The following is a 12479-nucleotide window of genomic DNA, read 5'->3' on the forward strand; positions in this document are numbered from 1 at the left end:
GTCCCGCTTTTTATCTTATATCAAAAGATTCATCTTTAATCTTTTTTCTTGCTAAGTCCGTAAGCTGTAAGAGCTGACATAAGACCAGTAGCAATTAACCATTCTGAACCTTGAGTTCCTGTTTCAGGTAGTTTTTTCTCTTTTGCTACAGGAGCTGGACCTTGAGGAAGAGCTTTATTTTCCTTAGCAGGAACAGTTGCTGGAGCTGGCTCGCTTGGGATTTCTAGTGTTGGTTTTTCTTCGGCGATGGCAGCTTGTCCATGTTCATCACCAGCATGAGTGACAGGGTTCCCCACTTCAATCACTTGAGTAACAGGTTCTTGCGCTACGACACTTGTAACCAATGTTCTAACTTCAGTTCCGTCTGCAGCCGTAGTTACAGAATAGAAATGACTACGACGACCGTTTACACCTTCAGTCACGATACGAGATTGTCCTTTAGGTAACTGATTAGTTTCACGAGTGATGGTTGTAAATGGAATTTCTTCATTTTGGATGTCAACTCTTGGTTTGTTTTCAGCGATAGTAGCTTGTCCTTTTTCATCACCAAGGTGAGTAACAGGGTTCCCCACCTCTACCACTTGGGTGATAGGTTCTAGGCTTATTTCACTGCTTACTAGAGTTTTAACTTCAGTTCCATCTGTAGCCGTAGTTACAGAATAGAAATGACTACGACGACCGTTTACACCTTTGATCACGATACGAGATTGTCCTTTAGGTAATTGATTAGTTTCGCGAGTGATGGTTGTGAATGGAATTTCTTCATTTTGGATGTCAACTCTCGGTTTTTCTTCAGCGATAGTTGCTTGCCTATGTTCATCACCAAGGTGAGTAACAGGGTTCCCCACCTCTACCACTTGGGTGATAGGTTCTAGGCTTACTTCACTGCTTACTAAAGTCTTAACTTCAGAACCATCAGCAGCAGTAGTCACAGAATAGAAATGTGTACGACGACCGTTCACACCTTCAGTCACGATACGAGATTGTCCTTTAGGCAGTTGGTCTGTTTCGCGAGTGATAGTAGTGAATGGAATTTCTTCCTCCTCAATCACGACACGAGGTTTTGCATCTGCCACAGGAGCAACTCCTTCTTCGTCGCCGACATGAGTGACAGGGTTGCCAACTTCTACCACTTGAGCGACAGGTTCTACTGTTACCTTAGAATCAAGGAGAGTTTCATGTGCTTCACCATTTTCAGTCGCGACAGAAAGGTAATTTGTACGTTCTCCTTTGACACCGACAGTGATGACTTTTTCTTGTCCTGCTGGAAGGTTAGGATTGTCTTTCTTAACGATTTCAAAAGGAATTTCTTCTGTCTTAACGAGAAGCTCTGGTCGGTTTTCAACAGCAGCAGGAGTTTCGCTTTCATCAAGACTTCCTGAGTGAGTGGCAGCTGGCTTAAGCCCTAGTCTAGCTGCTTTAAGATTAGCTACGAGGGCATCCAACTCAGCTTGTTTATTACGGTTAAGATTGTAGTTCAGAGCATCTTTAGCAGCTTTGAGAGCGTCGAGGCTTTCTGTGCTATATCCTTCTAAGTTTTCAGGGATTTGAGCAAGTTCTTCGCGTAGCGCTTTGTAGTCAGCACGGAAGTAGTCCTTGTTGTGGTCTGCAAAAGCAGTCATGAGTTCAAAGATTTCTTCTTCCTTGTATTCAGCGCTTGGTCTATCAGCCCAGATAGCTAACATACTACCAACAGTAGGTAGGTCAACTTCAGGGTATTTAGTTGATGCTAGTTGGTTAAATGGAGTTTTTTCAGTATTTTCAATAGCTTTCTTGAGGAAGCCACCACCATCTTCTGGTTTTTGACCGAGAATGTAGTACCAATCTCCATTAGTATTAAGGAATTTGTACCCCTTACTTGCTAGGTATTGAGGAGATGCAAGGTTGTAACCCCACCAGCCTTTAGACCAGTAAGAGATGATAACGTCTTTATCAAACTCAACATCATCCTTGTCTTCGTAGTAGAAGCCATCGTTAAAGGCCATTGGTTGCAAGCCTTTTTCTTTAGCCATGGCAGCTAGGCTATTAGAGTATTCAGCAAATTTGCCGTAGAGACCATACCACTTGAGGTAGTACCACCCTTGAGCATTGGTAGCATCGTTAGCATACTCATCTGTACCATAGTTGAAAATCTTAGTCTTGCCTGCAAAGAAGTCCATGTACTTGCCGATAAGGGCTTTTGTAAAGTTCATTGCTTCTTCGTTTTCAAGGTCCATAGTTGTTTTTGAAACCTTGTCAAAGTTAGCTTGAGGGTTTGCGATGCCTAATTTTTCCATAGCGACAAGCATAGCATCCATGTGGCCAGGACTGTTGATAGCAGGGATAATTCCAATGCCTCTATCCTTAGCATATTGGATAAGCTCAGTGATTTCAGCCTGGTTCAGAGTTGTTCCATTTGGATCGTCGTAGTAAGATTTTGTTCCTTCAATGATGGCATTTTTCACATCGTCACTAGCATAGGTCTTGCCGTTTGCAGTGATAGTCATGTCATCCAGTAGGAAGCGAAGTCCATCATTTCCAAGGAGGAGATGGATGTCAGAGTAACCAAGTTCGCTAGCCTTGTCAACGATACGTTTCAGCTGGTCTAGTGTGAAGTATTTACGTCCAGCATCGATAGAGATAACCTTGTTTTTCTCAAGTTTTTCAACTTCACGTTTGGCATCTTCTTCTTTTTGAGCTTCTGGTGTGAAGGTTAAGTTGCTAACAGCTTCTTGGAGTTTTGCAATCGCTTGATCAATAGTATCTTGTTGAGCACGGCTGAGGTTGCTATCGAGAGAACGGATAGCTTTTTCAGCTTCTTTAACGGCTGCAATACTTTCTTCTGTGTAGCGAGTAAGGTCTGTTGGAACTTCTTTCAAAGCTTGTTCAGCAGACTCGTAATCAGCAGCAAAGTATTCAGCATTTGAGTTTGCGAATTGACGCATGAGTTTGAAGAGACGAGATGGAGAGTAGCGAGCAGATGGAGTATCAGCCCAAGCAGCTACCATACCACCGATAATAGGAACGTCAGCTCCTTCAGTTTTTGGTACAGAAGTAATCGGTGTGCTCTTAATACCGTTCAATCCTTGATCTAGGTTATACCACCCTTGTCCGTCAGCATTACGGCCGAGAACGTAGTACCATGCATCATTAGTGTTAAGGATTTCGTGTCCTTTTTCAGCTAGTAATTTAGAAGAAGCGACATCGTAACCGCCCCAGCCACCAGTCCACATAGAGACGATGATGTCCTTGTCAAAGGTACCAAAACTTGTATCGCTATTATAGTAGATACCGTCGTTGAAGGCCATTGGTTTTAGACCGTGAGATTTGACGATACGAGCTAGGTCATTAGCATAGGCGATGAATTTGTCATAGCCCTTGTCTGGGAATCCATCTTCTGGATACCATTTATAGGCTTGAAGAACGCTCCATCCTTTAGCATCAGTAGCATCGTTAGCGTACTCATCCAAACCGATGTTGAAGATTTCAGATTTACCAGCAAAGTAGCTTGCATACTTGTCAATCAAAGCTTTTGTGAAGGCAACTGCTTTTTCATTGTCAAGGTCGACAGTACGTGCTGATTCTTTGCCAAAGTAGTTGAAGTTAGGTTTTTCAATACCAAGTTCTTTCATGGCATTGAGGATAGCATCCATGTGACCAGGACTGTTAACTGTTGGGATAAGGCCGATACCTTTATCTTTAGCATAGTTAATCAAGTCGGTCATTTGGCTTTCAGTTAGATGATTGCCGTTTGGATCGTTGTAGTAGGCATTTGTTCCGTTTTCAACAGCGCGTTTGACATCGTCGCTAGCATAAGTCTTGTCACCAACAGTTAGAGACATATCGTCAAGCATGAAGCGCAAGCCATCATTTCCAACCAAAAGGTGAAGATCAGTATAGCCATAGTGTTTTGCCTTGTCGATGATTTCTTTCAGTTGATCTGGAGAAAAGTATTTTCGCCCTGCATCGATTGAAACGATTTTCTTTTTAGCTAGTTTTTCATTGACTTGAGCTGCTTTCTCTGTAGCGACTACAGGAGCTTCAACTTTAGCAACTTCTTTGTTTTCTGCCTTTTCTGGTCCTGGCTGCTTAGCTTCTTCAGTTACTTCTGGTTTTGCTGGAGTTTCTTCGGTTGTAACAGTTTTTTCTACGATAGGTGCAGGAGTAGCTTCAACTTTTGGTGCTTCAGTGTTTGTTACAGGTGTCACTGGAGCTGCAGGAGCTACGGCTTCTGGTGTAGGACTAGTTTCAAGTTTTTCTTCGCTGGCCTGTGGAGACGATTCTCCTGCGGCTTGGATAGTAGGTTGATTCTCTGTTGTAGTAGGTACGACTCCATCAGCGGCAACAGCTTGCGCATGAAAGGCAAAGCCGATCAAGACAGAAGCGGCTCCGATTGCGTATTTACGAATAGAGAAACGCTGTTTATTTTCTGGTTTCATTAAATAACCTCCTAATTTATTGTTTTGGTAGCGTTTTCACAAACTGATTCCATTGTATTATCTGAATCTAGTAAAGTCAAGTATTTTAATAAAATACCTATAAAAAATATAAGAAGTTATTTAATTTGAACTGCTTTTCAATTTTTGCTCTGTTTTTAGTAAAATTTCTCCAAATTATAGTTTAAAGCCATTTGATATTTCCTACTAAAAGCTGGCGTGCTATAATGAAAAACAGAAAAGCCTGAAACAATTGTCTCAGACTTTTTAATGTTTAGTGATCGCGATCACATGAGATAAATTTAATCTTATAGAAATCAGAACGTTTGTAAGTTTCAATGTATTCCAACACTTGGCCAGTTGACTCAAGTTTAGTTGTCTTGGTTTGGAGAACAGTTGGGAACTGAGAGTCGACTCCTAGGATAGAAGCAGCATGTTCTGGAGTTGGAAATACAATTTCATTGATTTCTTCAAAATGCTCGTCATTCATGTGAATGTGGTAGTCCAATTTGAAACGATTATAGATAGAACTATAGTATTCAAGATTTGGATAATTTGCATTGATGTATTGTTCAGGGATATAAGATGTGTGGTAGATATAAGTAACACCGTTAGACTCACGGACACGTTCGATTTTGTAATAAAATTGATCGCCACGCAATCCTAATTTTTCTAAGTAGTTAAGATCGTTACCGCGTTCAATGGAAAGAACAGTGACTTTATCGTCCTTGGTTTCAAAAATTTCTACATCAGAAAATTCTACGAGTTTGTGCTTGCGAGCGCGAGCCACAAAGGTTCCCTTTCCTTGTTGGCGGACAATATAACCGTCTTTAGCAAGGTCGTTTAAGGCGCGAACAACAGTGATCGAACTTACGTCATACATTGCAATCAATTCTGCTTCAGTGTAGAACTTGTCGCCACTTGCAAATTGACCTGAAATGATTTTGTTTTTCAATTCATCTTTGATATATTGATACTTTGGAATTGCCATATTTTCACCTCATTTTTTCCTTCTCCATCTTCGATTTTATCATAAATGGTTTGAAAATGATAGTAAATAATGTAAAAAAATAAAATAATATTCTAAGTGATTGACTTACATATTATTTACGGTTATAAACTTATATATTTATGCTATCTGGATCGAAAATATTTAAGAAAAAAATTTTTTTTTACAAGAATTTTAGAAAACAATTCAGTAAAAAAAAGAAAAATTTTAAATAATTTTTGAAAAATCTATTGACAAGATGGATTCATTAGTTTATCATTTAATATAACAACAAATGAAAGCGCAAACGGAAAAGTATGGGGTGGTAAAATGACAAGGTTTAAAATTGAGGATGATTTTTACCTAGATGGGAAACCATTCAAAATTTTATCTGGTGCCATTCATTATTTTAGAATTCCTGAAGAAGACTGGTATCATTCATTGTACAATCTCAAGGCTTTAGGTTTTAACACTGTTGAAACATATGTCGCTTGGAATTTGCATGAGCCAACTGAAGGAAACTTCAATTTTGAAGGCAATCTTAATATTGACAAATTTCTTCAGACAGCTCAGGATTTAGGCTTGTATGCTATTGTACGACCATCTCCTTTCATCTGTGCAGAGTGGGAATTCGGTGGTTTACCAGCATGGCTTTTAAATAAAGACATGCGAATCCGTTCTTCTGATCCAGCCTTTGTTGAAATGGTAGGACGTTACTACGATCATTTACTTCCACGTCTTGTTTCAAGATTGTTGGATAATGGTGGTAACATCCTCATGATGCAGGTTGAAAACGAGTACGGTTCATACGGTGAGGACAAAACCTACTTGCGTGAGATTCGCCGATTGATGGAAGAACGTTCAGTGACTTGTCCGCTCTTTACATCTGATGGTCCATGGCGAGCAACTCTGAAAGCTGGTACCTTGATTGAAGATGATCTCTTTGTGACAGGGAACTTTGGTTCAAAAGCAAACTTTAACTTCTCGCAAATGCAAGAGTTCTTTGATGAGTATGGCAAGAAATGGCCACTCATGTGTATGGAATTCTGGGATGGATGGTTTAACCGATGGAAAGAACCAGTCATCACGCGTGAGCCAGAGGAGTTAGCAGAAGCCGTACATGAGGTACTAGAGCAAGGCTCTATCAACCTTTACATGTTCCACGGTGGAACCAACTTTGGTTTTATGAATGGTTGTTCAGCTCGAGGAACTATTGATTTACCACAAGTAACATCTTATGATTATGACGCTCTCCTTAATGAAGCTGGGAATCCAACTGCTAAATACATGGCAGTTAAGGAAATGATGGCAACTTACTATCCTGAGTATCCACAATTAGAACCGCTTTACAAAGAGAGTATGGAAGTTGAAAACATTCCACTGGTTGAGAAAGTTTCTCTATTTGAAACCTTGGATAGCCTAACAAGTCCAACTGAAAGTCTCTATCCTAAGAAAATGGAAGAGTTGGGACAGAGCTACGGTTATCTACTCTATCGTACAGAAGCTAGTTGGGATGCAGAAGAAGAACGCATCCGTATCATTGACGGTCGAGACAGAGCTCAGCTATTTGTAGATGGTAAATGGGTTGCAACTCAGTACCAGACAGAAATTGGTGAAGACATCTTCTATCAAGGAGAAAAGAAAGCGCTCTCTCGTTTTGATGTCCTGGTAGAAAATATGGGGCGTGTCAATTACGGGCATAAGTTCCTAGCAGATACACAACGAAAAGGGATTCGTACAGGTGTCTGCAAAGATCTACACTTCATGTTGAACTGGGAACACTATCCGCTTCCATTAGATAATCCTGAAAAGATTGATTTCTCAAAAGGATGGACAGAAGGACAACCTGCCTTTTACGCCTATGACTTTGAAGTTGAGGCTCCGAAGGACACCTACTTAGAACTATCTGAGTTTGGTAAAGGGATTGCCTATGTCAATGGCCATCATCTCGGACGTTTCTGGAATGTTGGTCCAACCTTATCGCTTTATATTCCGCACAGCTATCTCAAGGAAGGTGCTAACCGCATTATTATCTTTGAAACTGAAGGGGAGTATAAAGATCACATACACTTAACTCGTAAACCTACACTAAAACATATAAAGGGGGAAAATTTATGACAATTGTAGGATGCCGTATTGATGGACGTTTGATCCACGGACAAGTAGCAAACCTTTGGTCTGCTAAACTGAATGTTTCACGTATCATGGTCGTTGACAATGAAGTTGTTAACAACGATGTTGAAAAGAGCGGCTTGAAACTTGCAACACCACCAGGTGTAAAACTTAGTATTTTGCCAGTTGAAAAAGCTGCAGCCAATATCCTTGCTGGAAAATATGATAGCCAACGTTTGTTTATCGTTGCTCGTAAACCAGACCGCTTCCTTGGATTAGTGGAAGCAGGGGTACCGCTTGAAGCAGTCAATGTTGGTAATATGTCTCAAACACCAGAAACACGTTCTATCACACGTTCAATCAACGTTGTAGATAAAGACGTAGAAGATTTCCACAAATTGGCGGAAAAAGGTGTTAAACTTACTGCTCAAATGGTTCCAAATGATCCAGTTTCAGACTTTTTGAGCTTATTAAAATAGGAAAAAATTTTTAGGAGGTCATTGTTATGATACAATGGTGGCAAATTTTACTTCTCACTCTGTACTCAGCTTATCAAATCTGTGATGAGTTGACGATCGTTTCTTCTGCAGGTTCCCCTGTATTCGCTGGTTTCATTACTGGTTTGATCATGGGAGATTTGACAACTGGTTTGTTTATCGGTGGTAGCTTGCAGTTGTTTGTCCTTGGGGTAGGTACCTTCGGTGGTGCTTCTCGTATCGACGCAACTTCTGGTGCGGTTCTTGCGACAGCTTTCTCAGTTTCACAAGGTATCGAAACTGACCTTGCGATCACTACAATCGCTGTACCAGTAGCGGCACTTTTGACTTACTTCGACGTACTTGGTCGTATGACTACTACATTCTTCGCACACCGTATTGATGCTGCGATCGAACGCTTTGACTATAAAGCTATCGAACGTAACTACCTTCTTGGTGCGCTTCCATGGGCTGCTTCTCGTGCCCTTCCAGTATTCTTCGCGCTTGCTTTCGGTGGAGAATTCGTACAAGGTGTTGTAAACCTTGTTAAAGAATACCAATGGGTTGCAGACGGTTTGACTCTTGCAGGTCGTATGCTTCCAGGTCTTGGATTCGCTATCTTGCTTCGTTACCTTCCAGTTAAACGTAACCTTCACTACCTTGCTATGGGATTCGGTTTGACAGCTATGTTGACTGTACTTTACTCATACGTAACAGGTCTTGGTGGAGCAGTTGCTGGTATCATTGGCACTCTTCCTGCTGACGTTGCTGAAAAAATTGGCTTTGCAAACAACTTCAAAGGATTGTCTATGATCGGTATCTCTATCGTGGGTATCTTCCTTGCAGTTGTTCACTTCAAGAACAGCCAAAAAGTTGCTGTAGCAGCACCTTCTACACCATCAGAAAGTGGGGAAATTGAAGATGACGAATTCTAATTACAAATTAACAAAAGAAGATTTTAATCAAATTAACAAACGTAGCTTGTTCACTTTCCAATTGGGATGGAACTACGAGCGTATGCAAGCATCAGGTTACCTTTACATGATCTTGCCACAATTGCGTAAAATGTATGGAGATGGAACTCCTGAGTTGAAAGAAATGATGAAAGTTCATACTCAATTCTTCAACACTTCACCATTCTTCCACACAATCATCGCTGGTTTTGACCTTGCTATGGAAGAAAAAGATGGCGTTGGCTCAAAAGATGCGGTTAACGGTATCAAGACAGGTTTGATGGGACCATTCGCTCCTCTTGGAGATACAATCTTTGGTTCACTTGTACCTGCTATCATGGGATCTATCGCTGCAACAATGGCTATCGCTGGTCAACCTTGGGGTATCTTCCTTTGGATCGCAGTTGCAGTAGCGTATGACATCTTCCGTTGGAAACAATTGGAATTTGCATACAAAGAAGGGGTTAACCTTATCAACAACATGCAAAGCACTTTGACAGCTTTGATTGAAGCTGCATCTGTACTTGGTGTGTTCATGATGGGTGCTCTTGTAGCAACAATGATCAACTTTGAAATTTCATACAAATTGCCAATCGGTGAGAAAATGATTGACTTCCAAGATATCTTGAACTCAATCTTCCCACGCTTGCTTCCAGCAATCTTCACAGCATTCATCTTCTGGTTGCTTGGTAAGAAAGGTATGAACTCAACTAAAGCAATCGGTATCATCATTGCTCTTGCAGTTGGACTTTCATTCATCGGTAAATTTGTACTTGGAATGGGCGCATAATTTATGAGTAAATCATTGATTTTAGTGAGCCATGGACGTTTTTGTGAAGAACTAAAAGGTAGCACAGAAATGATTATGGGTCCACAGGATAACATTCATGCGGTAGCTCTTCTTCCAGAAGATGGACCAGAAGATTTCACTGCGAAATTTGAAGCTGCTGTCGAAGGTTTGGATGATTTCCTAGTCTTTGCTGACCTCCTTGGTGGAACACCATGTAACGTGGTGAGCCGCTTGATTATGGAAGGTCGTGACATCGAACTTTATGCAGGAATGAATCTTCCAATGGTGATTGAATTTATCAATGCAAGCCTAACTGGCGCTGATGCAGATTATAAAAATCGTGCTTCAGAGAGCATTGTCAAAGTTAATGATCTATTGGCTGGCTTCGATGACGATGAAGACGAATAAGGTGTAATAACAGAAATACTGTTAGAACATATTTCATAGAATATAAATGGGAATGGGGCTTACTCCCATTCCCATATTTTAAATAAAAAACAATATAATAATAGATTAGAGGGACTCAATGCTAGATTATACAAAAGAAGAATTGCTTGAGTTGGGGGCAGAAATCACAACTCGCGAAATTTACCAACAACCAGACGTTTGGAAAGAAGCTTTTGAAGCTTATCAAGCACGACGAGATGAAATTGCAGCCTTTTTACAAGGAATTGCTGACAAACATGACTACATCAAGGTTATCCTGACTGGTGCTGGAACTTCTGCTTATGTAGGTGATACTCTCGTTCCTTACTTCAAGGAAGTTTATGATGAACGTAAATGGAATTTTAATGCTATTGCGACAACTGATATCGTAGCAAACCCACAAACTTATTTGAAAAAAGATGTGGCGACTGTTTTGGTATCATTCGCGCGTAGCGGGAACTCACCTGAGAGTGTGGCAACAGTTGACTTGGCCAAGGCTTTGGTTGATGAACTTTATCAAGTAACTATCACATGTGCGGCTGAAGGGAAATTGGCTCTCCAAGCGCATGGTGATGACCGCAACCTCTTGTTGCTACAACCAGCTGCGTCTAATGATGCTGGCTTTGCTATGACTTCAAGCTTCACTTCAATGATGTTGACAGCACTTTTGGTATTTGATCCAACAGACTTTGCTGTTAAAGCTGAACGTTTTGAAGTGCTATCTAGTTTAGCTCGCAAAGTTCTTGACAATGTGGCAGATGTCAAAGAGTTGGTTGACCTAGACTTTAACCGAGTGATTTATCTAGGTGCAGGTCCATTCTTTGGTCTGTCTCATGAAGCTCAGCTTAAAATTTTGGAATTGACTGCTGGTCAAGTAGCGACTATGTATGAAAGCCCAGTTGGCTTCCGTCATGGTCCAAAATCTTTGATCAATGAAAATACAGTTGTTTTGGTATTTGGTTCAACCACAGACTACACTCGCAAGTATGATTTGGACTTGGTACGTGAAGTTGCAGGGGATCAAATCGCTCGTCGCGTAGTGCTTTTGAGTGATCAAGCCTTTGGACTTGAAAATGTGAAGGAAGTAGCACTTGGATGCGGTGGGGTTCTGAATGATGTTTACCGTGTCTTCCCTTACATCGTTTATGGTCAACTGTTCTCGCTCTTAACTTCGCTTAAAGTTGGTAATAGACCAGATACGCCATCACCTACTGGTACTGTAAACCGTGTCGTTCAAGGTGTTATTATTCACGAGTTTGAAAAATAAGGAGTTATTTATGAGTAAATTAACATTAAGCCCAAATAAACTTGCTTGCATGCAAAAACTCTCAGACGAGAATGGTATCATCTCAGCTCTTGCTTTTGACCAACGTGGTGCTTTGAAACGCCTCATGGCTCAATACCAAACAGAAGAGCCAACAGTAGCTCAAATGGAAGAACTTAAAGTGTTAGTTGCGGATGAATTGACAAAATACGCTTCATCAATGCTTCTTGACCCTGAGTATGGACTTCCAGCTACAAAAGCTCTTGATCCAAAAGCTGGTCTTCTCCTTGCTTATGAAAAAACTGGATACGACACAACAAGCACAAAACGTTTGCCAGACTGCTTGGATGTTTGGTCTGCAAAACGCATCAAGGAACAAGGTGCAGATGCTGTTAAGTTCTTGCTTTACTATGACGTAGATAGCTCTGACGAACTTAACCAACAAAAACAAGCCTACATTGAACGTATTGGTTCTGAGTGTGTAGCTGAAGACATTCCATTCTTCCTTGAAATTTTGGCTTACGATGAAAAGATTGCTGACGCAGGTTCTGCAGAATACGCTAAAGTAAAACCACACAAAGTTATCGGTGCTATGAAGGTCTTCTCAGACCCACGTTTCAACATTGATGTCTTGAAAGTGGAAGTTCCAGTTAACGTGAAATACGTTGAAGGATTTGGCGATGGTGAAATCGTTCATACACGTGAAGAATCAGCTGCTTTCTTCAAAGCTCAAGACGAAGCTACTAACCTTCCATACATCTACTTGAGTGCAGGTGTATCAGCTAAGCTCTTCCAAGAAACACTTGTCTTTGCCCACGAATCAGGCGCAAACTTCAACGGCGTTCTTTGTGGACGTGCAACATGGGCTGGATCTGTTGAAGCTTACATCAAAGATGGAGAAGCAGCAGCTCGCGAATGGCTTTGTACAACTGGATTTGAAAACATTGATGAACTCAATAAAGTACTTCAAACAACAGCTACTTCATGGACTGAACGTGTAGAAGCATAGATCAGAAATAGAAGAAACGACTTTTGTTAATAAAATATCTATGGTT

General features: G+C 40.9%; 9 protein-coding genes. 7 read left to right on the forward strand and 2 right to left on the reverse strand.

Annotation, left to right across the window (positions count from 1 at the left end; all coding sequences use genetic code 11):
* Positions 1-35 precede the first annotated feature (35 nt).
* A complete protein-coding gene (locus RRU92_RS02440; protein WP_315640263.1) occupies positions 36-4418 on the reverse strand; it encodes a G5 domain-containing protein in 4383 nt (1460 codons plus the stop codon).
* Between the two features lie 271 nt (positions 4419-4689).
* On the reverse strand, positions 4690-5406 hold the full coding sequence (locus RRU92_RS02445) for a GntR family transcriptional regulator (RefSeq protein ID WP_315640264.1): 717 nt from the start codon (positions 5404-5406) through the stop codon (positions 4690-4692).
* Between the two features lie 327 nt (positions 5407-5733).
* On the opposite strand from RRU92_RS02445, the gene RRU92_RS02450 reads away from it, so the two are divergent.
* From RRU92_RS02450 to lacD, 7 genes are all read left to right on the forward strand, one after another.
* Positions 5734-7521 (forward strand): beta-galactosidase, encoded by a 1788-nt coding sequence (locus RRU92_RS02450; RefSeq protein ID WP_315640266.1) that lies wholly within the window; start codon positions 5734-5736, stop codon positions 7519-7521.
* Positions 7518-7994, forward strand: a complete 477-nt coding sequence (locus RRU92_RS02455; RefSeq protein ID WP_000156977.1) for a PTS system mannose/fructose/N-acetylgalactosamine-transporter subunit IIB — start codon at positions 7518-7520, stop codon at positions 7992-7994. Before RRU92_RS02450 ends, RRU92_RS02455 begins: the two co-directional genes overlap by 4 nt.
* A gap of 26 nt (positions 7995-8020) precedes the next feature.
* Entirely contained in the window at positions 8021-8926 is a 906-nt protein-coding gene (locus tag RRU92_RS02460) for a PTS mannose/fructose/sorbose/N-acetylgalactosamine transporter subunit IIC (protein WP_000616985.1), read from the forward strand.
* Positions 8913-9734 carry a PTS system mannose/fructose/sorbose family transporter subunit IID gene (locus tag RRU92_RS02465; RefSeq protein ID WP_049509363.1) on the forward strand — a complete coding sequence of 274 codons (822 nt, stop codon included), beginning with the start codon at positions 8913-8915 and terminating at the stop codon, positions 9732-9734. Before RRU92_RS02460 ends, RRU92_RS02465 begins: the two co-directional genes overlap by 14 nt.
* Positions 9735-9737: 3 nt before the next feature.
* Positions 9738-10142 (forward strand): PTS sugar transporter subunit IIA, encoded by a 405-nt coding sequence (locus RRU92_RS02470; RefSeq protein WP_075229687.1) that lies wholly within the window; start codon positions 9738-9740, stop codon positions 10140-10142.
* 118 nt (positions 10143-10260) lie between these two features.
* Positions 10261-11427, forward strand: coding sequence for an SIS domain-containing protein (locus RRU92_RS02475; RefSeq protein ID WP_315640272.1), 1167 nt, complete (start codon positions 10261-10263; stop codon positions 11425-11427).
* 10 nt (positions 11428-11437) lie between these two features.
* Positions 11438-12433, forward strand: coding sequence for a tagatose-bisphosphate aldolase (gene lacD / locus RRU92_RS02480; RefSeq protein ID WP_315640273.1), 996 nt, complete (start codon positions 11438-11440; stop codon positions 12431-12433).
* The last annotated feature ends 46 nt before the right edge of the window (positions 12434-12479 follow it).

Source organism: Streptococcus sp. DTU_2020_1001019_1_SI_AUS_MUR_006 (genome assembly GCF_032340315.1).
Taxonomy (GTDB): domain Bacteria; phylum Bacillota; class Bacilli; order Lactobacillales; family Streptococcaceae; genus Streptococcus.

What these genes read in the sequence shown, in the direction of transcription:
- RRU92_RS02465 (WP_049509363.1), top strand. Translation starts at nt 8,913, where the DNA reads ATGACGAATTCTAATTACAAATTAACAAAAGAAGATTTTAATCAAATT.
- RRU92_RS02440 (WP_315640263.1), bottom strand. Translation starts at nt 4,418, where the DNA reads ATGAAACCAGAAAATAAACAGCGTTTCTCTATTCGTAAATACGCAATC.
- RRU92_RS02445 (WP_315640264.1), bottom strand. Translation starts at nt 5,406, where the DNA reads ATGGCAATTCCAAAGTATCAATATATCAAAGATGAATTGAAAAACAAA.
- RRU92_RS02475 (WP_315640272.1), top strand. Translation starts at nt 10,261, where the DNA reads ATGCTAGATTATACAAAAGAAGAATTGCTTGAGTTGGGGGCAGAAATC.
- RRU92_RS02460 (WP_000616985.1), top strand. Translation starts at nt 8,021, where the DNA reads ATGATACAATGGTGGCAAATTTTACTTCTCACTCTGTACTCAGCTTAT.
- RRU92_RS02455 (WP_000156977.1), top strand. Translation starts at nt 7,518, where the DNA reads ATGACAATTGTAGGATGCCGTATTGATGGACGTTTGATCCACGGACAA.
- RRU92_RS02470 (WP_075229687.1), top strand. Translation starts at nt 9,738, where the DNA reads ATGAGTAAATCATTGATTTTAGTGAGCCATGGACGTTTTTGTGAAGAA.
- RRU92_RS02450 (WP_315640266.1), top strand. Translation starts at nt 5,734, where the DNA reads ATGACAAGGTTTAAAATTGAGGATGATTTTTACCTAGATGGGAAACCA.
- lacD (WP_315640273.1), top strand. Translation starts at nt 11,438, where the DNA reads ATGAGTAAATTAACATTAAGCCCAAATAAACTTGCTTGCATGCAAAAA.